25 protein-coding genes are annotated in these 23,824 nt (G+C 72.4%); 16 read left to right on the plus strand and 9 right to left on the minus strand.

Going from position 1 to position 23,824, the window contains the following annotated elements; genetic code table 11:
* Nucleotides 1-346: 346 nt before the first annotated feature.
* Nucleotides 347-1,645 (minus strand): NAD(P)/FAD-dependent oxidoreductase, encoded by a 1,299-nt coding sequence (locus tag BIV04_RS14270; RefSeq protein ID WP_071257053.1) that lies wholly within the window; start codon nt 1,643-1,645, stop codon nt 347-349.
* Nucleotides 1,646-1,925: 280 nt separating this feature from the next.
* On the opposite strand from BIV04_RS14270, the gene BIV04_RS14275 reads away from it, so the two are divergent.
* Both BIV04_RS14275 and BIV04_RS14280 read left to right on the plus strand, forming a co-directional pair.
* Nucleotides 1,926-2,414 (plus strand): MarR family winged helix-turn-helix transcriptional regulator, encoded by a 489-nt coding sequence (locus tag BIV04_RS14275; protein WP_071257054.1) that lies wholly within the window; start codon nt 1,926-1,928, stop codon nt 2,412-2,414.
* Nucleotides 2,415-2,511: 97 nt separating this feature from the next.
* Nucleotides 2,512-2,781, plus strand: coding sequence for a hypothetical protein (locus BIV04_RS14280; protein WP_143048725.1), 270 nt, complete (start codon nt 2,512-2,514; stop codon nt 2,779-2,781).
* A gap of 9 nt (nt 2,782-2,790) precedes the next feature.
* Here the strand turns inward: BIV04_RS14280 and BIV04_RS14285 are convergent, their stop codons facing one another.
* Nucleotides 2,791-3,054, minus strand: coding sequence for a hypothetical protein (locus tag BIV04_RS14285; RefSeq protein WP_071257056.1), 264 nt, complete (start codon nt 3,052-3,054; stop codon nt 2,791-2,793).
* Between the two features lie 212 nt (nt 3,055-3,266).
* Between BIV04_RS14285 and BIV04_RS17325 the strand changes: the two genes are divergently transcribed.
* Both BIV04_RS17325 and BIV04_RS14295 read left to right on the plus strand, forming a co-directional pair.
* Nucleotides 3,267-3,962, plus strand: coding sequence for a TetR/AcrR family transcriptional regulator (locus tag BIV04_RS17325; protein WP_071257057.1), 696 nt, complete (start codon nt 3,267-3,269; stop codon nt 3,960-3,962).
* Between the two features lie 7 nt (nt 3,963-3,969).
* The gene (locus BIV04_RS14295; protein WP_071257058.1) at nt 3,970-5,739 is read left to right on the plus strand and encodes an MDR family MFS transporter; all 1,770 of its coding nucleotides are present in this window, start codon (nt 3,970-3,972) and stop codon (nt 5,737-5,739) included.
* Between the two features lie 100 nt (nt 5,740-5,839).
* On the opposite strand, the gene BIV04_RS17190 is transcribed toward BIV04_RS14295, so the two are convergent.
* Nucleotides 5,840-5,992: a hypothetical protein gene (locus BIV04_RS17190; RefSeq protein WP_156155597.1), complete on the minus strand. Its 153-nt coding sequence runs from the start codon at nt 5,990-5,992 to the stop codon at nt 5,840-5,842.
* Nucleotides 5,993-6,218: 226 nt separating this feature from the next.
* Between BIV04_RS17190 and BIV04_RS14300 the strand changes: the two genes are divergently transcribed.
* Nucleotides 6,219-6,788, plus strand: a complete 570-nt coding sequence (locus BIV04_RS14300) for a GNAT family N-acetyltransferase (protein WP_071257059.1) — start codon at nt 6,219-6,221, stop codon at nt 6,786-6,788.
* Nucleotides 6,789-7,123: 335 nt separating this feature from the next.
* Here BIV04_RS14300 and BIV04_RS14305 read toward each other — a convergent pair whose 3' ends face one another.
* On the minus strand, nt 7,124-7,720 hold the full coding sequence (locus BIV04_RS14305; RefSeq protein ID WP_071257060.1) for a hypothetical protein: 597 nt from the start codon (nt 7,718-7,720) through the stop codon (nt 7,124-7,126).
* 76 nt (nt 7,721-7,796) lie between these two features.
* Here BIV04_RS14305 and BIV04_RS14310 point away from each other — a divergent pair, with 76 nt between their 5' ends.
* Nucleotides 7,797-8,399 carry a hypothetical protein gene (locus BIV04_RS14310; RefSeq protein WP_071257061.1) on the plus strand — a complete coding sequence of 201 codons (603 nt, stop codon included), beginning with the start codon at nt 7,797-7,799 and terminating at the stop codon, nt 8,397-8,399.
* Nucleotides 8,400-8,542: 143 nt separating this feature from the next.
* On the opposite strand, the gene BIV04_RS14315 is transcribed toward BIV04_RS14310, so the two are convergent.
* Nucleotides 8,543-9,829, minus strand: coding sequence for a hypothetical protein (locus tag BIV04_RS14315; RefSeq protein ID WP_071257062.1), 1,287 nt, complete (start codon nt 9,827-9,829; stop codon nt 8,543-8,545).
* Nucleotides 9,830-10,038: 209 nt separating this feature from the next.
* On the opposite strand from BIV04_RS14315, the gene BIV04_RS14320 reads away from it, so the two are divergent.
* The 3 genes from BIV04_RS14320 (at nt 10,039) to BIV04_RS14330 (ending at nt 14,089) form a co-directional block, all read left to right on the plus strand.
* Nucleotides 10,039-11,151 carry a hypothetical protein gene (locus BIV04_RS14320; protein WP_071257063.1) on the plus strand — a complete coding sequence of 371 codons (1,113 nt, stop codon included), beginning with the start codon at nt 10,039-10,041 and terminating at the stop codon, nt 11,149-11,151.
* Nucleotides 11,152-11,339: 188 nt separating this feature from the next.
* The gene (locus BIV04_RS14325) at nt 11,340-13,115 is read left to right on the plus strand and encodes a hypothetical protein (protein WP_071257064.1); all 1,776 of its coding nucleotides are present in this window, start codon (nt 11,340-11,342) and stop codon (nt 13,113-13,115) included.
* A 104-nt stretch (nt 13,116-13,219) separates the two neighbouring features.
* Nucleotides 13,220-14,089: a family 16 glycosylhydrolase gene (locus BIV04_RS14330; protein WP_071257065.1), complete on the plus strand. Its 870-nt coding sequence runs from the start codon at nt 13,220-13,222 to the stop codon at nt 14,087-14,089.
* Between the two features lie 133 nt (nt 14,090-14,222).
* On the opposite strand, the gene BIV04_RS14335 is transcribed toward BIV04_RS14330, so the two are convergent.
* Complete coding sequence (locus tag BIV04_RS14335) at nt 14,223-15,206, minus strand: intradiol ring-cleavage dioxygenase (RefSeq protein ID WP_071257117.1); 984 nt, start codon at nt 15,204-15,206, stop codon at nt 14,223-14,225.
* Between the two features lie 243 nt (nt 15,207-15,449).
* Nucleotides 15,450-16,013, minus strand: a complete 564-nt coding sequence (locus tag BIV04_RS14340) for a TetR/AcrR family transcriptional regulator (protein ID WP_071257066.1) — start codon at nt 16,011-16,013, stop codon at nt 15,450-15,452.
* A gap of 145 nt (nt 16,014-16,158) precedes the next feature.
* Between BIV04_RS14340 and BIV04_RS14345 the strand changes: the two genes are divergently transcribed.
* Entirely contained in the window at nt 16,159-17,058 is a 900-nt protein-coding gene (locus tag BIV04_RS14345) for an SDR family oxidoreductase (RefSeq protein ID WP_071257067.1), read from the plus strand.
* 200 nt (nt 17,059-17,258) lie between these two features.
* Here BIV04_RS14345 and BIV04_RS14350 read toward each other — a convergent pair whose 3' ends face one another.
* Together BIV04_RS14350 and BIV04_RS16880 are read right to left on the minus strand one after the other, a co-directional pair.
* The gene (locus BIV04_RS14350) at nt 17,259-17,498 is read right to left on the minus strand and encodes a hypothetical protein (protein WP_071257068.1); all 240 of its coding nucleotides are present in this window, start codon (nt 17,496-17,498) and stop codon (nt 17,259-17,261) included.
* On the minus strand, nt 17,495-17,974 hold the full coding sequence (locus BIV04_RS16880) for a hypothetical protein (protein ID WP_071257069.1): 480 nt from the start codon (nt 17,972-17,974) through the stop codon (nt 17,495-17,497). The genes BIV04_RS14350 and BIV04_RS16880 overlap by 4 nt, the downstream gene beginning before the upstream one ends.
* A 171-nt stretch (nt 17,975-18,145) precedes the next feature.
* Between BIV04_RS16880 and BIV04_RS14360 the strand changes: the two genes are divergently transcribed.
* The 6 genes from BIV04_RS14360 (at nt 18,146) to BIV04_RS14385 (ending at nt 23,813) form a co-directional block, all read left to right on the plus strand.
* Entirely contained in the window at nt 18,146-18,847 is a 702-nt protein-coding gene (locus BIV04_RS14360) for a DUF998 domain-containing protein (protein ID WP_071257070.1), read from the plus strand.
* Between the two features lie 9 nt (nt 18,848-18,856).
* Nucleotides 18,857-20,164 (plus strand): sensor histidine kinase, encoded by a 1,308-nt coding sequence (locus tag BIV04_RS14365; protein WP_083396498.1) that lies wholly within the window; start codon nt 18,857-18,859, stop codon nt 20,162-20,164.
* Complete coding sequence (locus BIV04_RS14370; RefSeq protein WP_071257071.1) at nt 20,161-20,814, plus strand: response regulator transcription factor; 654 nt, start codon at nt 20,161-20,163, stop codon at nt 20,812-20,814. The genes BIV04_RS14365 and BIV04_RS14370 overlap by 4 nt, the downstream gene beginning before the upstream one ends.
* Nucleotides 20,815-20,995: 181 nt before the next feature.
* Complete coding sequence (locus BIV04_RS14375) at nt 20,996-21,550, plus strand: hypothetical protein (protein WP_071257072.1); 555 nt, start codon at nt 20,996-20,998, stop codon at nt 21,548-21,550.
* A 62-nt stretch (nt 21,551-21,612) separates the two neighbouring features.
* A complete protein-coding gene (locus tag BIV04_RS14380; protein ID WP_083396499.1) occupies nt 21,613-22,419 on the plus strand; it encodes an ABC transporter ATP-binding protein in 807 nt (268 codons plus the stop codon).
* Entirely contained in the window at nt 22,416-23,813 is a 1,398-nt protein-coding gene (locus BIV04_RS14385) for an ABC transporter permease (protein ID WP_071257073.1), read from the plus strand. Before BIV04_RS14380 ends, BIV04_RS14385 begins: the two co-directional genes overlap by 4 nt.
* Nucleotides 23,814-23,824: the final 11 nt, after the last annotated feature.

Below are 23,824 nucleotides of genomic sequence, written 5' to 3' on the forward strand. Positions count from 1 at the left end.
AGGACGAGATGCTCGTCGGCGTCGCGAAGATCACCGCCGCCACGGAGTAACACCCACCCGGGCCGGCTACCGCCGGCCCGGCCCACCCGGGCCGGCCACCCGTCGGCCCGGCCCGCCGCGGCCTGATCCGGTACGTACCGGATCACCCCCGAACCCCGTTTCGAACCATGCACCCACTTTCTTCCGGGTTCATGGTTCGAAACGGGGTTCTTCGGCGTGCGGCAGGCGGAAGCTCCCCATTTCAGGAGGCGCGGTCCGGCGAGACCGTGACGACCCGACCCGGCGGCTCGGTCAGGAGGCGCAGTCGGGCGAGACCGCGACGACGCGACCCGGCGACCAGGACTCGCTATTCGACCTTCTCGGTCTGCCACTTCTCGGGTGCGCGGTCACCGTTCGGGCGGACCGGCCGGACGTCGCCCACGATGGGGATCGCCCGCTTGCGCAGCGCCCACAGGTAGCGGACGAAGAAGTGCGTGAGGGTCGAGAGCCGGTTGCCGTTGCCGAGCAGGCTCGTGATGTGGACGAACACCCACAGCAGCCAGGCGACGGGGCCGGTCATCGTGAAGCCGTTGGGCAGCTGCACCACGGCGGCGTTGGTGCCGACCGTGGCCATGGTGCCCTTGTCGTGGTACTTGAACGGCAGGAGCTTCTTGCCGGCGAGCAGGCGGACGATCTGCTCGCCGATGTGCTCGCCGCCCTGGATCGCGGGCTGGGCGAGCTGCGCGAGGGCCTCGTCGGTCGCGGCGATGTCGCCCGCGGCGAAGATGCAGTCGAGTCCCTTGACCGTGAGGTCGTCGTTGACCTGGATGCGTCCGCCGTCGGTCTGCGGCACGCCCCACGACGCGACCTCGGCGTGCGCGGCGACGCCGGTGGCCCAGATGACGAGCTCGGCCGGGATGAACTCGCCGTCGGCGGCGACGACGCCGTCGGGTCGGACCTCTTCGACACCCGTGTCGAGCCGCAGGTCGACGCCGCGCTTGCGCAGCACCTTGGCCGCGTACTTGCGCAGACGGGGGGAGAAGGGCTTGAGCAACTCGCCGCTGCGGTGCACGAGGGTGATCGTGATGCTCGACGCGTCGATCTCGGGGTAGGCGTCCTTCAACGCCTGGTCGCGCAGTTCGGCCAGGGCGCCGGCCATCTCGACGCCCGTGGCGCCGCCCCCGACGATGACGACGCGCACCTCGCCGCTGCCCACCGAGGCCGCCGCGTTCTCGAGCTGCGTGAACAGCTCGTCGCGGATGCGCAGCGCCTGCGAGCGGGAGTACATCGAGTAGGCGTACTCGTAGGCACCCTTGGTGCCGAAGTAGCTGGTGTTGACGCCGTTGGCGAGGACCAGGGCGTCGTAGGCGATCTCTTCGCCGTCGCGCAGGGTGATGATGCGCTCGTCGGCCCGGACCGTGGTGAGCAGCCCGTGGCGGAACTCGGCGTTCGACTGCTTGGACCGCAGGCTGCGCAGGAAGTAGGTGACGTCGCCCGCGTTCAGGCCCCCGGTGGCGACCTGGTACATGAGCGGCTGGAACATGTTGTAGACGTGGCGGTCGATGAGGGTGATGCGGACGTCGGCGTCTCGCAGGGACCTCATCGCCGCGATGCCGGCGAAGCCGCCGCCGACGATGACGACGTGGGGGCGGGGGTCTGCGGTCATGGGAGTTGCTCCTGCGGTGTCGATCGTGTCGTCGGATCGTCGTCGACCCCGGTTGGCCGGACCCGAGCGGCGAGTCCGCGGCGAGTTTACTCGCCTCGCGAGTCCGTCCGTACCTCCCTGATCGATGCCCCTCGCCCCGGCTGGGGGTCTTGTCGAGAGGTCCGTCGGATGTTACGTTCGTCGAACTACTTGCTGATCGAGTTGCTCGTCGTCCAAGTGACATCTGCCCCCGACGGCAGCCGAGCCCGATCGCCGTCGTCCCGATCCTTCCGGAGACCCCATGACCCGCGCGCCCCAGACGTCCCCGACCGTCGAGTCCACCCCCGACGCTCCCTCCGAGCCGCAGTCCGGTGACGTCGCCGCCGTGCTCATCGCACTGCAGCACCTCCGGTCGCAGATCGCGTTCGTCAACGACCAGATGGCCAAGCGCATCGGCGTCGGCGCGACCGACTTCCTCGCCCTGGTGCACCTGTCGGTCCAGGGCGACACCGCGCCGAAGAAGGTCGGCGAGGCGCTGGGGCTCTCGTCGGGGGCGATGACGGCCCTCGCCGACCGCCTCGAGGCGGGGGGTCTCGTGACCAGGCTGCAGCACCCCACCGACCGTCGCAGCTTCGTCCTCGCCCTGACCGACGAGGGCGCGCGGGGTGTCAACGACGCCGGCGCCACCTACGGCCGGGCCGTGCAGGAGGCGCTGCCCGCGTCCCGCAGGCCCGTCGCCGAGGCGGTCTTCCGCGACCTGGGCGACGCCCTACGGGCGCTGGCCCGGTGACGGCGGCCGCCACCGCGCCTCCTCGTCCCGGGGTCGGGCGGGGGCGGGGGGTCGACGGTCTCGGCCCTGCCGTGCGGCGACCCGCTAGGGTCGGCTCGTGAGACTCTCGGTGACCTGGACGGCAGGCAACGCGCAGCACGGCATGCAGGTGCATGACGACCGCCTCGTCTACGTCCTCCGCGACACCGCCGGGCGGCCCACGACCCGTGAGATCCCGGCCGGATCGCTCGCCACCGTCGACTACTCGACCGTCGGCGACCGGCCCGTCATCACGCTGAACGAGCACGACGGCACGAGCACGTCGTTCCCGTGCCCTCGCAAGATCGCCCGGGTGCTCTACCCGGCGATCAAGTGGCTGACCGTCTGACGGTCACCGCTACGAGGTGCGCTCGAGGTCGGTGACCTGGGAGCGCCCACGGATCGCGACCTCGCGCCTCCGGGCTCTGACCGCTCCGCGGAAGCCGACCTCGGCGACGATCGCGCCCGCGATCATCAGCGAGAAGCCGGCGAGACCGGCGGGCAGGCCGAACATCGTCGGGGCGTCCCAGTCGAAGGTGAACGCCAGCACGGCCAGGCCGATCGCCACGAGGGCGAAACCGGCGACCGACAGGCAGACGCGGCGGGCTCTCGGTGCACTCATCGGGCCAGCGTAGGCAACACCTGCCGTCCGGCGACGGCGTTCTCAGGGGACGCGGATCGTTCTGCCGCGTGGCCCTCAGCCTGCCCTGCGGCTCAGCGGGTTCACGGGAAGCAGGATTGCACTCTGGCGCTCAAAGTGCAATCATCGTCTTCGGCCACGAGGCCCCGGCGACGTCGCCGATCACACCGAGCGACGAGACGAGGAGGCGCGCGATGGTCACGACCACCGGCAAGACGGCCCAGCGTCGGACGCGCACCCGGTCCGAGCTGACCGCGGTCGCCCGGCGTCTGACCGCCGAGCACGGACTCGCGGGGTTCACGATCGAAGAGCTGTGCGCCTCGGTCGGCATCTCGCGCCGCACCTTCTTCAACCACTTCGCCTCGAAGGACGACGTCGTGGTCGGCGTCGCGCTCGACGAGGACGACGAGACGCTCGACGGGTACGCGTCCTCGCGACGCGACCCGCGCCTCCCGCCTTTGTCGACCGTCTTCGACGATCTCGGTGCGCTCGTCGTCGAGCGGGTCGAGAACGTCGGCCTCACCCGCGGTCGGGCGGCCGACTTCAAGGCCGCCCTCGACCGCGAGCCCCGCCTGTTCGGCGCCATGATGCACCAGGGCGACGAGCAGCGCCGCCGCCTCGTCTCGGCCGTCGCCGCGCACGAGGGGCTCGACGAGGGCGATCCGCGCATCGACGTCGCGGTGACCCTGCTCACCGGGCTCGTGCAACGGGCCTTCGAACGGTTCTTCTTCGCCGAGGGGCGGGACGACGAGCGGTTCGAGGCGGTCCTCGACGAGCACGTCGTCATCGCCCGCGACCTGTTCGCCACGTCGGCCGCCACGCCTCGTGGCCCCCTCACCCCCTCTGCTTCCTCGACCCTCCCTGCCGACCACGACCGAAAGGCGCTGTGACCCAGCCATGACGACCACCACCACAGCGAAGGCCGACGCGTCCTTCCTCCTGACCAAGAGGCGCATCTGGATCATCTTCGGCGCCCTCATCTCGGGCATGCTGCTGTCGAGCCTCGACCAGACGATCGTCTCGACGGCCATGCCGACCATCGTCGGCGAGCTCGGCGGCGTCGAGCACCAGGCCTGGATCACCACGGCGTACCTGCTCGCCACGACCATCGTCATGCCGATCTACGGCAAGTTCGGCGACGTCCTCGGTCGACGCAACCTGTTCCTCGCGGCGATCGCCATCTTCACCCTCGCCAGCATCGGCTGCGCCTTCGCCACCGACTTCTGGATGTTCGTCGTCTTCCGCGCGATCCAGGGCCTGGGCGGTGGCGGTCTGATCATCCTGTCCCAGGCGATCATCGCCGACATCGTGCCCGCCTCGGAGCGCGGCAAGTACCTCGGCCCGCTCGGCGCGGTCTTCGGCCTGTCGGCCATCGGCGGGCCCCTGCTCGGCGGATTCTTCGTTGACCACCTCACCTGGCAGTGGGCGTTCTACATCAACATCCCCGTCGGCATCGCCGCGTTCGTCATCACCTGGGCGGCCCTGACGCTGCCGAGCAAGAAGGCCACCAAGCGCATCGACGTTCTGGGCGTGGTGCTGCTGTCGGCAGCGACCACCTGCCTGATCTTCTTCACCGAGTTCGGCGGTCAGGACGACCACGGCTGGGGTGCTCCCGAGACCTGGCTGTGGGGCGCCGGCGTCGTGATCGCGGCGTCGCTGTTCGTGCTCGTCGAGTCGCGCGCGGACGACCCGATCATCCCGCTGTCGTTCTTCCGCAACAAGGTGTTCGTGCTCGCCACCGCCGTCGGCTTCGTGCTCGGCATCGGCATGTTCTCGGCCATCGCGTTCGTGCCGACCTTCCTGCAGATGTCGTCGGGCGCCTCGGCGGCGGTCTCGGGCCTGCTGCTGCTCCCGATGATGGTCGGCCTGATCGGCACCTCGATCCTGTCGGGCAACCTGATCACCAAGACCGGCAAGTACAAGGTCTTCCCGGTCGTGGGCACGATCCTCACCGGCATCGCGATGGCCCTGTTCACGACCCTGACCGCCGACACCCCGCTCTGGCTGATCTGCGTGTTCCTCTTCCTCTTCGGTTCGGGCCTCGGCCTGATCATGCAGGTCGTGGTGCTCGTGGTGCAGAACTCGGTCGACGCGCAGAACGTCGGTACGGCGACCAGCACCAACAACTACTTCCGAGAGGTCGGTGCCGCGCTCGGCGTCGCCATCTTCGGCGCGTTGTTCACGAGCCGGCTCACCTCGAACCTGACGGACGTCTTCACCGGGGCCGGAGCCTCGGCGGGTGACGCCTCGCAGGCGACGGCCACCCTCGACCCGGCGACGCTGAACCAGCTGCCCGAGCAGATCCGTCGCCTGGTCGTCGAGGCCTACGCGGACTCGCTCGCGCCGGTGTTCGCCTACCTGATCCCGTTCATCGCGGTGGCGTTCGTGCTGTCGCTCTTCCTGCCGCAGATCAAGCTCTCCGACGTCGCCGGCATGGTGTCGCGGGGCGAGGCGGTCTCGGGCGACGAGGCAGAGCAGCTCGAGGCGGCCGAGCGAGCCGCAGGTCGTGGCGCGGGGCGTGCCGCGAGGCGCGGTGCCGCGACGGCGTCGGAGGCCGCGACCGCCGGCGCGGTGGCGACCGGGGCTCCGGTCGCGCCGCTCGACGGGGTCGACGACCGCGACGGAATCGACGACCGCGACGAGCGAGACGATGCCGACCGGCGGTAGCCGGTCCTGAGGACACCGTCGAGTGGACGGGACACCGCGTCGTGCGGCGGTGTCCCATCCACTCGGCGGTGTCCCTCGTCGAGGTGGGGAGCGCGCCGGGTCAGACGGCGGCGGGGCCCTGAGCGGGCAGGGTCGCGGCCGCGGTCGAGGTGCGGGCGGGGGCGGACGCGAGTCGCGCCTCCTGGGCGGTGTCCCAGACGACGCCGTCGACGTCGTCCTCGCGCAGGCGCGTGGGGGTGCTGTGGGTGCTCATGGGTGTCTCCTCGGGCGGGCCCGTCGGGTCGGACGCGTCAGACGATGGTGCGGCACGGTGGGGTCGTGCCGCGGCCCCCAGTTCGTGGGCTGTCGATCGATCACCGTAGCCGATCCGCACGAGGCGGCGCGACCGGCGATCGACGACCGGCGGACGACGACCGGCACCGCGCCTCCTCGTCGCCGTTCCCTAGGATCGTGCGCATGAGTGCGCGAGGCGGAGTCCGGTGATCCACGACGTGCGGCTGGCCGGCGACGGCGTGCGGCTCGACCCGCTCGAGGTCGCCGATTCGGCAGCTCTCTGGCTGATGACCGACGACGCGCTGTGGGCGGGCATGGTGACGCCGCGTCCGGCGAGCGTCGAGGCGTACGCCGAGCACGTGGAGGCGCAGGTCGCGAACCCGACGACCCACGCGTTCACGGTGCGTGGCGCGGACGACGGCGAGGTGCGGGGCACGACGACGCTCTACGACCTCGTGCCGGCGCAGGGGCGGGTCGAGATCGGCAGCACCTGGTACGCCCGTGCGTTCTGGGGCGGACCGACGAACCCCGCGACGAAGCTGCTGCTGCTCGAGCACGCGTTCGACACCCTCGGGCTGAACCGGGTCGCGCTGCGCTGCGACGCCCGCAACCTGCGGAGTGCGGCGGCGATCCGCAGGTTGGGCGCCGTGCCCGAGGGGGTGCTCCGGTCGCACCGGGTCGCCGCCGACGGCACCGTGGGCGACACGGCCTACTTCTCGATCGTGCGTGCCGAATGGCCGGACGTGCGCGCCGGTCTGGAGGCGCGGCTCGCCTGAGCGGGTGGGTCGCGTGTTCGTGCCCGCGGCCGTGCCTGTGCCGGTGCTCGTGCTCGTGCCCACGGTCGTGCCCGTGTCGTGCCTGTGCTCGTGCCTGTGCTCGGGCTCGGACTCGGGGTTGCGCTCGCCCGCGGAGCTTCCTCTCTCCTTCTGATCCGGTACGTACCGGATCAGGGCGGGGTGATCCGTTACGTACCGGATCAAGGCGGGGTGATCCGTTACGTACCGGATCAAGCGCAGGGGGAACGACTGTCCGCGCCGGCGCCGGCGCCGGCGCCGGTGACGGTTACCGCGAGTGCGGCCGCTTCGTACGCGGCGCGTGTCCGTCGGGGGCGTCAGTCGCGGGTGGCCGGCGAGGCGACGCGGAGCGCCTCGAAGAGCTCGTCGGCGACGAGGTGCGCCTCGTTCGACATCAGCGTGATCGAGGCGCCACCGTCGACGTCGACCATCACCCAGCGGCCACCGCGGCGGCGCCGACGTTCGTCGACCGGAGTGACACGGACGTCGTGCAGGGCGGTGGCGGGCCACTCCTCGCCCGTCACCCCGCGGAGGCGCGAGATCGGGTCGGGCAGGTAGCGCAACCGCGTCGTCGACAGGGCGAAACGACCGGGGTAGGCCGCGCCTCCTGTCGGGAGGACCCGGTCGGCGAAGGTGCCCCAGAGGAGGCGCTCGCCCGGCCCGACGGGGAGTCCTCGCCAGGACGAGAGGGCGAGGGTGCGGAGGGCGAGCCCCACGACGGCGGCGGCGAGGAAGGCGGTACCGGTGAGCATGACGAACCAGGAGCCGTCCCGCCCCTCGGACTGGGCCCGCCACACCAGTTGGGCGACGAACAGGACGGTCAGGAACGAGTACAGGCTCACCATCCAGGCCTGGGCGCCCCGCAGCTTCCGCTCGGAACGGGGGCGAGGCGGGTCGGGCACGGCCTTGTCCATGAGGGATTGTCTACACCAGGGGGAGTGGCGGGACCATCTCGGTGCCTCCGGAGCCGCCGCCCGGTACCGTGACGGCATGCCGGACGAGACCTGGGTCGTGTTCGACGACGAGCCGAAGCAGCGGGTGCTGGTGCGGGCGATGCGGGTCTTCCTGCCGGCGATCGTGATCCTCGGGACGGCCGGTGCCTTCTTCTCTCGAGGCGGCGAGTCGCTGGTCGATCTGTTCGGCCCGATCGCCGTGCCGATCTCGTTCGTGTTCTGGGCGACCGCCGCCGCGGTCGGGTGGAACGTCGTGCTGTGGCTCAACGCCCCCTTCGCGATCGACCTCGAGGGTCGTCGACTGCGCATCCGCCGTCGCGTGGTGCCGTTCGACCAGGTCGAACGGGCCGAGCTCGTGGGGCTGAGCGACGGCGACCAGGCCGGCCTGCTGCTCAAGATCGGCCGACGTCGGGGGCCGACGGCGTCCGTGCTGCTGAGGGAGCGGACGACGCCCGCGCTCGACGACGCCCGACGCGACCTGCTGATCGAGGTGATCCGCGCCTCCTCGATCGCACGCCCGGTCAGCCCGCACGACCCGACGGGGAAGTTCGGGCGGTTCAACTTCCCGGGGACGCTGGACAAGGACGGGGCCGAACGGGTCGTCCGCGACCCGCCGGCGCCGGGCGAGCCCGGGCCCTGACGATCGGCGGCCTCGGGCGCATGCCTCCGCGACCCAATCCGCCACGACCCATCCCGCCACGATGTGAACAGCCCGCCACGAGATCTCGTGGCGGGCTGTTCACATCGTGGCGGCGTGACGGCCGCGGATCGGTCGGGCTCGACTCAGCGGCGACGCAGGCGCAGACGTCCGGCGACGAGGGCGCCGGCACCGGCGAGGACCGCACCGAGGGCCCAGGCCAGCGCACCCGAGGGCTCCGACCCGGTGTAGGCGAGCGACGTCGCGCGGGCGGGCGTGACGGCGGCGACCGGACGCACCGGCAGTGCGGCCGGGGCGACCGTGCCCGGGGTTGCGGCGGTGGGGACGGTGACGGCGGGGGCGACCGAGAACGCCAGCGCGCCCGAGAGATCGCTCTCGTTCACGAGGTCGGCGTCGATGGTGAGGGCGTCGGTCGCGAAGTCGCCTGCGGGCAGGAGGAACCGCGCCGAGAACCGACCGGCCGTGTCGACGGGCACGACCGTGGACGCGTAGCCCGAGGTCTCGTACGGGACGGGATCGACGTCGACGTCGACGTCGAACCCCGGGGCGTCGGCCGACACGTCGGGTTCCGTCCCCAGTTGCTCGTCGTGGGCCGGGTCGCCGGTGAACTGGTCGGTGAGCGGTGTGTCACCGTCGAAGACCTCGACGAGGGCATAGCCCCCGGGGATGCCCCCGACTCCGTTCACGGTCACGACGCCTGCGGTCGCGCCGACCGGCACGTCGAGCACGGGCGCCGGGACGTACTCGAGGACGGCGAGGTCCGACGCCGCCGACCGGCCGTTGTCGTCCGCGACGGTGACGGCGAGGGTGCCACCCGTGGGGAAGTCCTCCGGCAACAGGATCGTGAACTGGGCGTAGCCGAACTCGTCGAAGCGGGACTTCAGAAGGAACACGGAGTCGTCATCGAACGGTGCGCCGTCGGCCGTCACCGTGACGTGGACGATGTCATCGGGGGTGAAGCCCTCGGCATAGACGTCGGTCCCCTGACCGGGGCGGACGGCCCCGTCGAAAGAGGACACCTGGGGGACGTCGGCGACCGGAGCCTCGTCCGCAGGAGCGACCTCGGCCGGTGCGGCGGTCTCGACCGGCGCGGCGTCGGCCGGAGTCGGGGCGTCGACGGGCGCGTCGGTGTCGGCGGGGGCCGTCTCGGACCCGGAGGCGCTGGTCGCGTCCCCGTCGGAGGGAACGGTCTCGTCGGTGCCGGTCGGCGCGGCGGAGGCATCCGTTGTGGCAGGCGTCACCGTGGTCTCGGTGGGCGCGACGGCAGTGGTCGCGTCCGTGGAGGTCGTGGCATCGGCCGCCACGGGGTCGCCCTCGGCGGCGAAGGCCGTGGCGGGCGTGAGGACGAGGGCCGCGGCGAGGGCGACGGCAGGCAGGGCGGTGGCGGCGCCGAGGCGGCGTGATCTGGACATGGTTCCCCCGGGACGAGTGGTGCCGCGCGTCGGGCGAGCGCGGTCGGTCGACTGTAGACAGCACGGTCGGACCGATCGAGGGGGCGGATCGTCCACGGGGTCCGCCGTGATGAGACCGTGATGCAGTTGTCCCCCGTCCCGCGGTGATCGGGTACGAACGATGCACGATCGAGACGGCCCGCGCCTCCTCGGCTCGGTAGCGTCGACGCATGGGGACGACGACGAATCGGGTGGGGGCGGCGTTCGCGTCGGCACTCGCGGCGACGATGCTGCTGGTGGCGTGCACGAGTGGCGGCGCGGGCGGTGACAGCACGAATCCGACGACCCCGACGACGCCGGTCACCTCGGGGCCGGCGACGACGCCACCGCCCGCCGCCGACTCGCCGGTCACCGAACTCGGGGTGGACTGTGCCGGACTGCTGTCGGCCGACGTCGCCAGCGCCTTCGACGCGTCGTGGGTCCCGCGGGACTACTACGACCGCGACAACGTCATGCCCTCGGACTACGCGATCGCCCAGGAGGGCGGGCTCTCGTGCACCTGGAACGACGGTGCGTCCTCGGACGGCAAGAACAACGCCACGGGCGAGAGCGGCTACAGCGGCCTGCTCGTCCAGGCGCTCCCGCATGCCGGTGACACCTGGCCGCAGTTCGTCGAGATCTACGGCGACGACCCCGACGGCCGGTGCTTCGGCGACGAGACCTTCCTGGGCTGCAGCTTCGACCAGCTGGTCGGCGACACCTGGGTGTCGATCATCGCGACGGACTTCGAGCCCTCCACCGAGGCCACGCCCGAGCAACGCTTCGCACCGGTCGTCGCCGAGGTGACCGAGGTTGTGTCGTCGGCCGACGTGACCGACGACCCCTGGCCGCTCGGTGGTCCGGCCCGGCCCTGGTCGTGCGTGGCCGACGCCACGCTCGAACGCGATGCCTTCGGCGCGGGCGACGATCTGTTCGTGCTGACCCCCGGCGGCGGCTGGTCGGTCTACGCCGCGGCCTGGAGCCGGGCGGTCGCCACGTCGTGCTCGATCCTCGCCGACACGACGCCCTACAGCGGCGAGAGCGTCCTGGCCGGTGGGGCGTGGGCGCTCGACCAGCGCCTCGAGTTCGGTCTCGTCGATCCCGACACGGCCGTGACCGTGCCCGGGCTCGCCGACGGCGACCGGGCGTACCGGTCGTGCTCGGCGACCACGTGCGTCACCGACCTCGTGCTGGGCGACGACTGGGCTCGGCTGACCGTGGACACGTCGTCCGTGCCCGACGCCGAGGCGGCCAGCGGACGGCTCGCCGAGGGCTACGTCGCCCGCGCGGCGGCCTCGGCCTGAACCCGAGGGACCCGAGGAGGCGCGGTGTCGGCGCGACCGGCACCGCGCCTCCTGCAGTCTCCGCACTTTTCTCGTGCCCCCCGTTCGCGTACTGGACAGGGGGGTCTTGTTTCGTCGTCGAGGCGGGCGTAGCGTCCGGATCGGGTGGCAAAGACGCCACCGGAGACGAGAAGATCATGCACAGACGGATGAGGACTCTGATCGCGGCGGGGGTCGCCGCGAGCGTCGTGGGGGCGGTGGTGCCCGCGCTCGCTGCGCAGTCGGCACCGGCCGTGACCACCAGCGACCGGCCGGATTTCGGGCCGAACGTGACCGTGTACGACCCGAGCGTGCCGGCCTCGACGATCCAGGCCGACATCGACGCGGCCTTCGACGCGCAGCTGCGCAACCCCACGGCGCAGTTCGGCGACCAGCGCCACGCCTTCCTGTTCGAGCCCGGCACCTACGGCCGGGTCTTCGCCAACCTCGGCTTCTACACTGCGTTGCAGGGCCTCGGCAAGAACCCCGACGACGTCACGATCCAGGGCGCCGTCAACGTCGACTCGGGCTGGAACTACGGCGACGAGAAGAACGCCACGCAGAACTTCTGGCGGTCGGTCGAGAACCTGGCCGTCGAGCCCGAGTCGGGCGTCGACCGCTGGGCCGTGTCGCAGGCGGCCCCCATGCGCCGCGTCCACATCAAGGGCGACCTGACGATGGGGCCGTCGAACCAGGACGGCGGACAGGGCTACTCGTCGGGCGGGTACATCGCCGACAGCAAGGTCGACGGCACCGTCACCTCCGGTTCGCAGCAGCAGTGGTACACCCGTGACTCGACCCTCGGCGCGTGGCAGGGCGGCAACTGGAACATGACCTTCTCGGGCGTGCAGGGAGCCCCCGCGAACGACTTCTCGAAGAGCTACACGACGCTCGCCACGACCCCGGTCACGCGCGAGAAGCCGTACCTCTACGTCGACGACGCGGGTGACTACCACGTGTTCGTCCCGGCACTGCAGCGGGACTCGGCCGGGGTCAGCTGGCCCGACACGGCCGGCACCGACCTGCCGATGCGCGACTTCTACGTCGCCCACCCGGGCGACTCGGCCGCGACCCTCAACGGTGCCCTGGCCCAGGGCCTGAACCTGTTCTTCACGCCGGGCACCTACCAGCTCGACCAGGCGATCGACGTCACGCGGGCCGACACCGTCGTCACCGGCATCGGCTTCCCGACGCTCGTGCCGACCAGCGGCAACGCGGTGCTGACCACGGCCGACGTGGCCGGGGTGACCGTGTCGGGCCTCGTCGTCGATGCCGGCACGCAGAACAGCGACCAGCTGATGCGACTCGGCACCGCGGGCTCGCACGTCGACCACGCGGCGAACCCGCAGAGCGTGCAGGACGTGTACTTCCGCGTCGGCTCGAGCATCCAGGGCAACGCGACCACCACGCTGCAGGTGAACAGCGACGACACGATCGTCGACCACATCTGGGCCTGGCGCGCCGACCACGGCGGCGCCCCCACCGGCTGGACGGTCAACCGCGGGGCGACCGGCGTCGAGGTGAACGGCGACGACGTGCTGGCCACCGGCCTGTTCGTCGAGCACTACCAGCAGTACCAGGTGGTGTGGAACGGCGAGCGCGGTCGCACGGTCTTCTTCCAGAACGAGCTGCCGTACGACGTGCCGGACAACGCCTCGTGGCAGAGTCCGACCGGCGAGGGCTGGGCGGCGTACAAGGTCGCCGACGACGTGACCAGCCACGAGATCTGGGGTGGCGGCGTCTACTCGTTCTTCAACGCGAACCCGCAGGTGCGCCTGGCGCAGGCCTTCGAGGTGCCCCGCACGTCGGGCGTGAAGGCCCACGGCGTCTTCACGGTCTCGCTCGGTGACGTCGGCACGATCTCGAGCGTCATCAACGGCGTCGGCGGCTCGGTGCCGACGCCCGCAGGCAACACCGTCCCGAGTCGGGTGGTGACGTACCCGTGAGCGCACGCCCGATCGACACTGACCCACGGAGCGACACGGACCCACGAAGTGACACGAACCCACGCACCGACACGGATCGACGCACGACGACGAGCGGAGACATCATGAGGACCCACCGGCACCTGACGAGACGCACCCTGACGAGACGCACCCTGACGAGACGCAGCCTGACCGGCGTCGGCCTGGCGGCCGCCGCCGCGCTCGCCGCGACCACGGTCGCCGCCGCGCCCGCCCCGGCCTCGGCTGAGACCTCGGCCCAGCAGGCGATCGTCTGGTCGCAGGAGTTCGACGGCGGTGCCGGCACCGCGCCCGACCCCTCGGTCTGGAACCTCGAGACCGGAGGGGGCGGCTGGGGCAACGGCGAGCTGCAGAACTACACGTCGTCGCGCTCGAACTCGGCGCTCGACGGCAACGGCAACCTCGTGATCACCGCGAAGCGCGAGGGCGACGGGTCGTACACCTCGGCCCGACTCACGACGCAGAACAAGTACACGGCGCAGTACGGCCGGGTCGAGGCCCGCATCCAGATCCCGCGTGGTCAGGGCATCTGGCCGGCCTTCTGGATGCTCGGCGCCGACCTGCCCACGAACGCCTGGCCGAGCGCGGGCGAGATCGACGTCATGGAGAACGTCGGCTTCGAACCGCACCGCGTGCACGGCACCGTGCACGGCCCCGGCTACTCGGGCGGTGAGGGCCTGACCAGCACCTGGCAGCACCCGCAGGGCTGGTCGATCGCCGACGACTTCCACACCTTCGCGGTCGACTGGGCCCCCGGCTCGATCACGTGGTCGGTCGACGGGCAGGTCTACCACCAGGTCACCCCGGCCAGCACCGGTGGCGACCCGTGGGTCTTCGACAAGCCGTTCTTCCTCATCCTCAACGTGGCGGTCGGGGGTGCGTGGCCCGGCTACCCCGACGGCAGCACCCAGCTGCCGCAGCAGATGAAGGTCGACTACGTGCGCGTCTACCGGTAGGCGACGCCCCGAGGAGGCGCGGTGCGAGGAGGTCTCGCACCGCGCCTCCTTCCGTGGCCGCCTGAGACCCCAGGAACTCGCCGAGACACCCGCGCGCGCAAGGGTCTCGGCGAGTTCCTGGGGTCTCAGCGGTTCAGCGCGACCCGGGGGCGCCGCCGCCACCGGGTGCGGCGCCGGCGGTGGGCGCCGTGCCCGTGTCGACGCGGACGGTCAGGGCCAGTGCGTAGCCCGACGTCGCGTCGCCGGTCACCGTCGGCAGCTGCAGCGCCCCGCTGTCGTCGCTGAAGACATTGTCGTTCGCGAGGCTGACCTGCGCGAGGTTGGCCGTCGACCCGTCGTAGTCCGAGAGCGCGTAGACGGTCCGACACGCGTCCTCGGGCAGGGCAAGCTGTGAGGTGGCGATCGCGTTCGTCGAATCGGTGATCGACCCCACGTCGGGGTAGATCTCGAAGTGGATGTGCGGCCACCGCCCCGAGTAGCAGGCCGGGAAGACCGACGAGAAGGTCACGGTGCCGGAGGCGTCGGCGACCTGCACGCCGCGCAGGTAGGTCTCGTCCGTGATGCCGTCGGAGTACATCGAGTACCCGCCGGCGGCGTCGCAGTGCCAGACGTACACGGCCACGTCGGCGAACGGCACGTCGCCGTTCGCCATGTCGAGCACCGTCATGCTCAGCGTGATCGGCACCCCCGCCGCGGTGGTGCCGCCGTCGAGGCTCGACCGGATGTCGCTGCGCACGATGCCCGACCGTTCGAGCACGTCGGCGCCGTTCGACCCGTCTCCCGGATAGGGCCCGGCGGTCTCGTCGGGGATCTCACCCGCCGGCAGCGTGGTCGCCGTGCCCGCGGAGGCGCTCGGGCTCGGCGTCGCCGTGGCGGACGAGGAGGCGCCGGTTCCGCCCGTGCCCGTGGCCGACGTGCAGGCGGCGAGCACGACGCTGCCCGCGCCGAGCCCGATCAGGCTCAGCACGCTGCGGCGCGAGACCAGCGTGCGCAGGTCGAAGGCGACGCCCTGGTCGACGACCTCGTCGTCGACGCGGTCGAGCAGTCGGCCCTCGTAGGCGGGGCCCTCGGGGGTGCGGTCGGGTTCGGGGATGCGGGTGGGACGGGGTTCGCTCATGGTCACGCTCTCGGCTCGGGGCTGGTCGCCTCGGATGGGATCGCCGTCAGCCTGACGCCCGTCCCGATGACCCGCCCCTGCGCCTCCGATGAACGGCCCATGAAGGAGGCGCGGTGCGAGACCTGCTCGCACCGCGCCTCCTTCCGTGGCCGCCGAGACCCCAGGAAGTCGCCGAGACACCCGCACGCGCGGAAGGGTCTCGGAGACTTCCTGGGGTCTCAGGCTTGCAGCCGCGGGGGTGCGTCAGCCGGCGAGTGCTCGCAGCTGCGCGAGCGTGTCGCGCGCGATCTCGGCGAACGGGCGGGTCTCGCCGTCGGCGATCCAGGTCGCGAACGAGACGCCGAACACCGTGAGGCACGACTGAGCGGCCAGCGTGGCCGCGGGCTCGGCGACCCCGTGGGCGCGCAGGGCGGCGGCCACCTCGATCGCGAGCCCGGACAGCTTGAGCAGCTCGCGTTCTTGCAGGGCGGGGTGCGCGTCGATGATCGCCTGACGGCTGCGCGACCACTCGCGCCGTTCGTCGGGGAAGAACGCCGCCGCCCCGTCGAGGGCCGAGGCCACGACCGTGAGCGGCGCGTCGTCGGGCCGGGCGGCCTGGACGCCGTCGAGGAACGCCCTGGAGAAGAACTGCTGCCCGTCGAAGAGCACCTCGCGCTTGTCGGCGAAGTGCCGGAAGAAGGTGCGCTCGGTGACGCCTGCGGCGTCGGCGATGTCGGCGGCCGTCGTCTCGTCGTAGCCGCGGCCGACGAACAGCTCGAGCGCTGCCGCCTGCAGGCGGGCTCGGGTGTCGGGTTGCCAGCGGACCATGGCGAGAGTCTACGGGTTCCGGGCGGAGTGTTGTCAGTCACTGACATCGGGTGTAGCGTCACGGTCGCGGCTGATGACAGTCGCTGACATCATGCCGACTCCGGGGCGTCGTTCCGACGGTCGGCAGGCAAGAAAGGGAGCACTCATGAACGTCTTCGTCACCGGAGCCTCCGGCTGGATCGGGTCGGCCGTCGTCGACGAACTCCTGGCCGCGGGCCACCGCGTCACGGGCCTCGCACGATCCGACGCCTCCGCGGCCTCGCTCGAGGCGAAGGGCGCCTCGGTCCGACGGGGCGACCTCGACGACCTGGACGCCATCCGCGCGGGCGCGACCGACGCCGACGCCGTGCTGCACCTGGCGAACAAGCACGACTGGTCCGACATGGCGGCATCGAACCGCGCCGAACGCGGAGCCGTGGAGGCGCTGGTCGCGGTCGTCGAGGGCAGCGACCGTCCCCTGCTGCTCGCCTCGGGCACCGCCGGGCTCGCCCAGGGTCGACTCGCCACCGAGGCCGACCGCACGCCGTTCCGTGGTCCCGACGCCCCGCGCGGCGGCAGTGAGAACCTCGCCCTGGACGCGGCCGAGCGGGGAGTCCACACGGTGAGCGTCCGCTTCGCACCGACGGTGCACGGGGCGGGCGACCACGGGTTCGTCGCGTCGCTCGTCGCCGTCGCCCGCGAGAAGGGCGTCTCGGCCTACCCGGGCGACGGGACCAACCGGTGGCCGGCCGTGCACCGGTCGGACGCCGCGCGCGCGGTCGCGCTCGGTCTCGAGAAGGCCGCAGCGGGCGACGTGCTGCACGTCGTGGCCGAGGAGGGCGTGCCGACCCGGGCCGTCGCCGAGGCGATCGGTCGGGCGTACGGCCTGCCCGTCGAGTCGGTGCCGGCCGAGCGGGTCGCCGACCACTTCGGTTGGATCGGTGGTTTCTTCGGCCTCGACCTGGCCGCGTCGTCCGACGCCACGCGTCGGCTGCTCGGATGGACCCCGACCGGACCGACCCTGCTCGAGGACCTCGACGCGGGGGCGTACGGCTCGAGCCGCTGAGCGTCGCGACACGTCGGTCGGAGACGAGAGAGGGGCACGGCCGCGGAAGAGTCCGCAGCCGTGCCCCAGATGCCGATGTTGTCGCATGAGCTTCACGGGCAGGGATGCAAGCAACACCGGCCAATGAAGACGCAAGAAACGCCTTCGACCGGTGTGACGTTACGCGGTCGCCGCCGATCGTGTTCCCAGGACGTCGCGGATCAGGCCGAATTCTTGCCGCCGGCCGAGCGGGACATGCCGCCGGCTTCGCCGCGAGGGCCCTCGAGCCAGCGCTCGGACTCGGCCTGGGCGCGGACGCCGGCCCCGGGGTCCGTGCCGTCGAGGCGGGCGGCGATCGCCCGATCACGGCGTCCGCGCCGGACGACGCCGACGGCGGCCAGGACGCCGACGGCGACGATCAGGCAGACGACGACGACGGTGCTGACGTCCACGATGCTCACGGCGTCGGCACGCCCGACGAGACGACGATGATCATGGCGACGGCGAACCCGAGCACGGACAACCCGAGGTAGAGCCAGAGCGGGGCGGCGCTCCCACCGACCCGGCGGCGCACGACGACGCTGCGACCGATCAGGTAGACGAGGGGCCCGAGCAGAGCCCACGCCCAGGGGAAGGGCCGCTCGAGCCCGCGGTCGCGCAGTGTGCGGTGGTCGAGCCAGGCGAGCAGCACGATCCCGAGCCAGAGCACGAGCGAGGCGATCTGCACGACGATCAGGTCGCCGGCGTCGACGCCCGTCCGGCCCGGGATCGCGAGCTCGAGAGCGCGTCGCACGGTCACCACCACGAGGCCCATCACGATGATCGGCGAGAGCGCGATCGCGGTGACGAACGGGGTCGCCGTCAGGGCGATCCGCGGTTCGGCCGCAGCCGCCCCCATGCCGGTGTCGCCCTGTCCCAGTCCTCGGTGGTCGGTCACGATGTCCCCCTCGTTCCCGGATGGCAGTCCACCCACCCGTCGTCCGCCCGGACGTCTGCGTGCCGGACCTGCCGTCCACCCTAGGTCCTGTCGTACCGCGGTACCACGCCGTCGACCGGACGGGACCACGGCCGGACGTGGCGTGCGGTGCCGCGTTCCTAGCGTCGGAACATGACCTCCCGCACCGTCGTCGCCGACCGCCTCCGTTCCGCCGTCGCCCTGGTCGGATGCCTCTTGGCGGCGCTCGGGCTCGCTCTCGTCTGGCTCGCCCGCAGCCGTGTCGACCGGCCCGTGTACGTGAGCGAACTCGGTGCCGACGGTGAGCCGACGGCCGCCCTGTTCGAGGCCGCCCTGCTGCTCGTGGTGGTCGCCGGGGCGTGCGTCGCGTGGGCGGGGCGGGGGGTCCGCTCGGTTCTGCCCGGGCTGAGGGCGTGGACGGTCTCGACGTCGGTCGGGGCGGCGGCGGGCCTGTTCCTGGTGGCGTCGCAGGTGCCGTGCACGGCGGGGTGCCCCCTTCCCGTGGGGCCGGCCGCGACGGCACAGGACGCCGTGCACACGGGGGCGGCCGTGGTCGCGTTCGCCGCGGCCTGCGTGGCGATGCTGCAGGCGGCGTCGGCGTCCGCGGGACGCGCGCTGCGCCTCCTGTCGGTCGTCTGCGGCGTCGCCGTCGCCCTGATCGCCGCGACCGGCGGCATCCTGTCGCTCGTCGGCGTCGCGACCGCCGTCGGGGGAGTGCTCGAACTGGTCGCGACCTCGATCGCCGTCTCGTGGCTGATCGTCTTCGGTGCCACGACGGCGTGGGGTCCGGTCCGCGCGGTCGCCGTCGGCGCCCCGGCACGGGGGCGACGCACGTCGGCCGAGGCGTCTGCGTAGGGTCGGGGCATGCCCGACCGACGTCCTGACGGCCAGACGACCGCCGCCGTGACGTGCACGCCCGCGCCCCCGCCGACGCCTGCGCCCTCGGCCACGTCCGGGCCCCCGCGGCCGCCCGGCCCCGCACGGGCCCTGCTGCGTCGGCATCCGACCGCGGTCGACGCGCTCGTCGCCGCCGCCTACCTCGTCGTGTCCGCCTTCGGGCTCGCCGCGGCCTACCTCGCCACCGGTGTCGGGCGTCCGCTCGAGGTCGACGTCACCCTCACGCTCGCACTGATCGTCTCGACCGCGGCGTTGCTGGGGCGGCGACGGCGACCCGTGACGGCGTTCGTGGTCGTCCTCGTCGCGACGGTGGCCTCGGCCGTCGCCGCCCCCGGAATCGATCCCGTCGGACCGTCGCTCGCCCTCTACGCCCTCGCCGTGCACCGCTCGTCCCGCGCTGCGTGGACCGGATTCGGCACCGTGGTCGCGGTCGGGGCCGCCGTGGTCCCCGTGGCAGCCGTGGTGCGGGCCGACGGCGGTGCCGGCGCGGGGGTGCCGGTGATCAGCCCGATCCCCGTGCTCGTCATGCTGGTGGCCGTCCTGGTCGGCGTCGCCGTCGGTGGTCGCCGCCGCTACGTCGCGGCGCTGGTCGACCGTGCCGAGCGCCTCGAGCGGGAGCGCGACCAGCGCGAGCGCCTCGCGACGGCTGCCGAACGAGCGCGCATCACCCGCGAGATGCACGACATCGTCGCCCACGGCATCTCGGTCATGGTCTCGCTCGCCGACGGTGCGGACGCCCTGGCCGAGAAGGACCCGGCACGGTCGCGCGCGGCCCTCGGTGACATCGGCGACGTCGGCCGACGTTCGCTGACCGACATGCGCCGCCTGCTCGGCACCCTCGGACGAGACGACGACGCAGCGACCACCGACCTCGGTCCGGCACCGTCCGTCGCCGACCTCCCGGCCCTCGTCGCGAGCTGCCGTGCGGCCGGTCTGCCGGTCGTCCTCGAAACGTCCGGCATCCCGCCGCGTTCCGAGGGCGTGCAGACCGTCGTCCACCGCATCGTCCAGGAAGCGCTGACGAACACCCTCCGCTACGCCGACGCACCGCAGGAGGTGCGGGTCGCCATCGCCTACGGGCCACCCGTCCACGTCGTGGTCACGGACGACGGCCACGGGCCCGTCGAGGGTCGGGCCCCCCTCGGCTCGGGTCGAGGACTCGTGGGGATGCGCGAGCGGGCCCGTCTCTACGGAGGCTCGGTCGAGGCGGGGCCCCGGCCGGGAGGTGGCTGGCGGGTGGCCGCCGAGCTGCCCGACGTCGAGGAGCAGCGATGAGCCCCATCTCGGTGCTGCTGGTCGACGACCAGGAGCTCGTCCGTCGGGGCCTCGGCATGATGTTCGACTCGACGGACGACCTCGTCGTCGTCGGCGAGGCGTCGAACGGTGACGAGGCGGTCCACCTGACCGCGACCCTCGTGCCGGACGTCGTCGTGATGGACGTCCGCATGCCCGGCACGGACGGCATCGAGGCGACGCGGCGGATCGTCCGCGGGCACCCGTCGAGCCGCGTGCTGATCCTCACCACGTTCGACCTCGACGAGTACGCCTTCGGGGGGCTCCGCGCCGGGGCGAGCGGGTTCCTGCTCAAGACGGCGCCCCGGGCCGAGCTGGTGGCCGCCGTCCGGTCCGTCGCGGCGGGGGACGCGGTGGTGTCGCCGCGTGCGACACGTGCCGTCCTCGAGATGGCCGTCCCGCGCCTCCCGCGGGGTGGCACGGGCGCGCCCCCGAGGTTCGACGAGCTGACCGACCGGGAGCGTGAGGTCTTCACGGCGGTGGCACGCGGGCTCACCAACCCCGAGATCGCCGAGCAGCTCGTGCTGAGTGAGTCGACGGTGAAGACCCACGTGGGCCGCGTCCTGGCCAAGCTCGACCTGCGCGACCGGGTGCAGATCGTGATCGCGGCCTACGAGTCCGGCTCGGTCTGACGCGCCTCCACCACGACGTGACGGTCGACCAGTGCCGCCGTCCGGGGGCGAGCCCCGCCGCCGAGACGTGCGTGTGGCGGCCCTCGTCGGATCGGCGGGACGGCAGCGGGGGATAACCCCCGAGCGGGTCCGTGGGTGCACGTGATGTTCCGGTTCCGGGCCCGCGGCGAGGATCGTAGACATGAACGACACGACCTCCGCGACCATCGCGACCCGCGCCTCCTCGTCCACCACCACCACCACCCGCCGCCGCCGCGGCGCCCTCGCCGCCGGGCTGGGCTTCGCGGCGCTCGCCGCCGTCACGCTCACCGGCTGCTCGGGCGCGGTCGACGCCGCGAAGAGCGCGCTCGGCGCCGAGCAGGTGCAGGAGCGCCACTTCGACTCGTTCGCCGACGCACCGAGCTCGGCGGACTCGACCGACCTCGCCTGGTTCCTGCCCGAGTGGGTGCCCTCCGACGCCCGCGACATCGACATGCGCCTCGACACCCAGGACCCCGGCTACGAGCTCTCGTTCACGTCGGAGACCGGCCCCGACCTCGCGGCGTGCACCCCCGTCGACGGCGACCTCGGCGGACCGGCCCTCGAACCGAAGACGCTGCCCGAACCCCTGCCGACCTCGGGACTCGTCAGCTGCGGCGACGGTCGCGTCGTCGCCCAGGTCGACGGTCGCTGGGCCAGCTGGACCACCGTCGACGCGGTGCCCGGTGACGACGGCAGCGTCACGCTGCGCCGCTGATCGTCCGACGCAGCCCGCCCTCTCCCGCCTCACGCTCCCGCCTCACGAACAGGAAGACCACCATGTCCCGTCCCGACCAGCCCCAGGGCATCCCGTCCCGACGTCCCACCGACCCGACCCGAGGAGGCGCGGGGCCCGTCGCCCGCGTCCGGAACGTCACGAAGTCCTTCGGCCAGGGCGACGGCCGCGTCGACGCGCTGCGCGACGTCTCGCTCGACCTGCAGGCCGGGCAGTTCACCGCCGTCATGGGCCCGAGCGGTTCGGGCAAGTCGACCCTGATGCACATCACGGCCGGCCTCGACTCGGCCACCTCGGGGCAGGTGCTGCTCGGCGACACCGACATCACCGGCCTCGACGACACGCAGCTGACGCTGCTGCGCCGCCGCCGGATCGGCTTCGTCTTCCAGGCGTTCAACCTCGTGCCGACCCTCGACGTGTCGGCCAACATCGAGCTGCCGTTCCGTCTCGACGGCCGCCGCGCCACCGCCGACGAGCGGGAGTGGATCGACTGGCTCGTCGCCACGCTCGGCCTCGGCGCCCGGCTGACCCACCGCCCCCACCAGCTCTCGGGCGGGCAGCAGCAGCGCGTCGCGATCGCCCGCGCCCTCGCCACGAGGCCCGACCTGATCTTCGCGGACGAGCCCACCGGCAACCTCGACTCGAAGGCCGGCCGCGACGTGCTCGACGTGCTGCGCACCGCGTCGACCGACCACGGCCAGAGCATCGCGATGGTGACCCACGACCCGGTCGCGGCGAGCTACGCCGACCGCGTGGTGTTCCTCGCGGACGGCCGCATCGTGCACGAGATCGACCGCAGCAGTGCCGCCGAGATCTCGGGCGTCATGCTCGATCTGGAGCGTGTCGCGTGAGCGCCCGCGACCAGCTGGTCGAGCACCGTCCGAGCATCCTCGTCGCCGGTCTCGGCACGACGTTCGGCGTCGGGCTGCTCGGCGTCACCCACGTGCTCGAGCAGGTCATCGCCTCCGACGCCGCGGTCGCCACGAGCGGCACGGTCTCGACGATGCTCGGCCTCGTCGCCGCGGTCTTCGTCGGCCTCGCGCTCTACGTCGGCGCGATCGTGACGGCCAACACCTTCGCCACCGTGGTCGCCGGTCGCACGCCGACGATCGCCCTGATGCGCCTGCTCGGCTCGTCCGCTCGCGACCAACGTCGGGCCGTCGCCCGGGAAGGCCTCCTGGTCGGCGTCGCCGGGGCCGTGCTCGGGACGCTCGCCGGCCTGGCGCTCGTCGTCGTCGCCGTGCGGGTGCTCGTCGGTCGCGGTCAGCTGCCCGACCTCGCGTACTCGTACGCCTCGGTGGGCGGTCTCGTCCCGGCCGTCGCGGTCGTGCTGACCACGGTCGCCGCGGCCTGGGTCGGTTCGCGCCGCGTCCTCCAGGTGACGCCGCTGCAGGCGACCGACGCCGCGCAGGACGCGCCCGTCGCGGCCCGGTCACGACGCGTCGTCCGGACGGTCTTCGCCGCTCTGCTCGTCGTCGGCGGCGGTCTGCTGCTCGTCGCCGGGGTCGTCGTCGGGCTCGCCGACGCGATGGGCGTGCTGATCGCGTTCTTCGGTGGCGTGCTGTCGTTCACCGGGGTCGTCGTCGGCGCCCACGCTCTCATGCCCACCGTGCTGAGCGCCGTCGGCCGCGCCTTCGGCACGAGCCAGGTGGCACGCCTCGCCGCCGAGAACGCGGTGCGTCAGCCCGAGCGCAGCACCCGGGCGACGATCGGCATCGTCATCGGCGTGACGCTCGTCACCACCCTGTCGGTCGCCCTCGAGACGCTGCGCACCTTCATCTACTCGATCGAGCAGGACCCGTCGTACGCCGCCGAGCTCGACCAGATGTTCACCACGACGCTGCTGATCGTCGCCGCCCTCGTCGGTTTCTCGGCCGTGATCGCCGCCGTCGGCATGGTCAACGACATGTCGCTGAGCGTCATGCAACGGAGGCGCGAGCTGGGTCTGCTGCGCGCGATCGGCTCGACCGCGGGTCAGGTGCGTCGCATGATCCTGCTCGAGGCGACGCAGATGGCGCTGACGGCGATCGTCGTCGGTGTCGTGCTCGGCGTCGCCTACGGCTGGGCCGGAGCCCAGGCGCTGCTCGGTTCGGCCAACCAGGGTCTGCTCATCGCGCCGACGCTGCCCGTGCCGCTGCTGCTCGGGCTGGCCGTGACGGCCGCCGTGCTGGCCGGGGTCGCCGCCCTCGTCCCGGCCCGCCGTGCCACCTCGGTCACCCCCGTCGAGGCGCTGGCCGCCCGCTGACCCGGGCGCGG

Origin of the sequence: Frigoribacterium sp. MCBA15_019 (assembly GCF_001864945.1) — a bacterium.
Classification (GTDB): Bacteria; Actinomycetota; Actinomycetes; order Actinomycetales; family Microbacteriaceae; genus Frigoribacterium.

Excerpts from the sequence above, each read along its gene's own strand:
- BIV04_RS14270 (WP_071257053.1), bottom strand. The coding sequence starts at position 1,645 with ATGACCGCAGACCCCCGCCCCCACGTCGTCATCGTCGGCGGCGGCTTC.
- BIV04_RS14275 (WP_071257054.1), top strand. The coding sequence starts at position 1,926 with ATGACCCGCGCGCCCCAGACGTCCCCGACCGTCGAGTCCACCCCCGAC.
- BIV04_RS14285 (WP_071257056.1), bottom strand. The coding sequence starts at position 3,054 with ATGAGTGCACCGAGAGCCCGCCGCGTCTGCCTGTCGGTCGCCGGTTTC.
- BIV04_RS17325 (WP_071257057.1), top strand. The coding sequence starts at position 3,267 with ATGGTCACGACCACCGGCAAGACGGCCCAGCGTCGGACGCGCACCCGG.
- BIV04_RS14295 (WP_071257058.1), top strand. The coding sequence starts at position 3,970 with ATGACGACCACCACCACAGCGAAGGCCGACGCGTCCTTCCTCCTGACC.
- BIV04_RS17190 (WP_156155597.1), bottom strand. The coding sequence starts at position 5,992 with ATGAGCACCCACAGCACCCCCACGCGCCTGCGCGAGGACGACGTCGAC.
- BIV04_RS14305 (WP_071257060.1), bottom strand. The coding sequence starts at position 7,720 with ATGGACAAGGCCGTGCCCGACCCGCCTCGCCCCCGTTCCGAGCGGAAG.
- BIV04_RS14310 (WP_071257061.1), top strand. The coding sequence starts at position 7,797 with ATGCCGGACGAGACCTGGGTCGTGTTCGACGACGAGCCGAAGCAGCGG.
- BIV04_RS14315 (WP_071257062.1), bottom strand. The coding sequence starts at position 9,829 with ATGTCCAGATCACGCCGCCTCGGCGCCGCCACCGCCCTGCCTGCCGTC.
- BIV04_RS14320 (WP_071257063.1), top strand. The coding sequence starts at position 10,039 with ATGGGGACGACGACGAATCGGGTGGGGGCGGCGTTCGCGTCGGCACTC.
- BIV04_RS14325 (WP_071257064.1), top strand. The coding sequence starts at position 11,340 with ATGAGGACTCTGATCGCGGCGGGGGTCGCCGCGAGCGTCGTGGGGGCG.
- BIV04_RS14330 (WP_071257065.1), top strand. The coding sequence starts at position 13,220 with ATGAGGACCCACCGGCACCTGACGAGACGCACCCTGACGAGACGCACC.
- BIV04_RS14335 (WP_071257117.1), bottom strand. The coding sequence starts at position 15,206 with ATGAGCGAACCCCGTCCCACCCGCATCCCCGAACCCGACCGCACCCCC.
- BIV04_RS14340 (WP_071257066.1), bottom strand. The coding sequence starts at position 16,013 with ATGGTCCGCTGGCAACCCGACACCCGAGCCCGCCTGCAGGCGGCAGCG.
- BIV04_RS14345 (WP_071257067.1), top strand. The coding sequence starts at position 16,159 with ATGAACGTCTTCGTCACCGGAGCCTCCGGCTGGATCGGGTCGGCCGTC.
- BIV04_RS14360 (WP_071257070.1), top strand. The coding sequence starts at position 18,146 with ATGACCTCCCGCACCGTCGTCGCCGACCGCCTCCGTTCCGCCGTCGCC.
- BIV04_RS14365 (WP_083396498.1), top strand. The coding sequence starts at position 18,857 with ATGCCCGACCGACGTCCTGACGGCCAGACGACCGCCGCCGTGACGTGC.
- BIV04_RS14370 (WP_071257071.1), top strand. The coding sequence starts at position 20,161 with ATGAGCCCCATCTCGGTGCTGCTGGTCGACGACCAGGAGCTCGTCCGT.
- BIV04_RS14375 (WP_071257072.1), top strand. The coding sequence starts at position 20,996 with ATGAACGACACGACCTCCGCGACCATCGCGACCCGCGCCTCCTCGTCC.
- BIV04_RS14380 (WP_083396499.1), top strand. The coding sequence starts at position 21,613 with ATGTCCCGTCCCGACCAGCCCCAGGGCATCCCGTCCCGACGTCCCACC.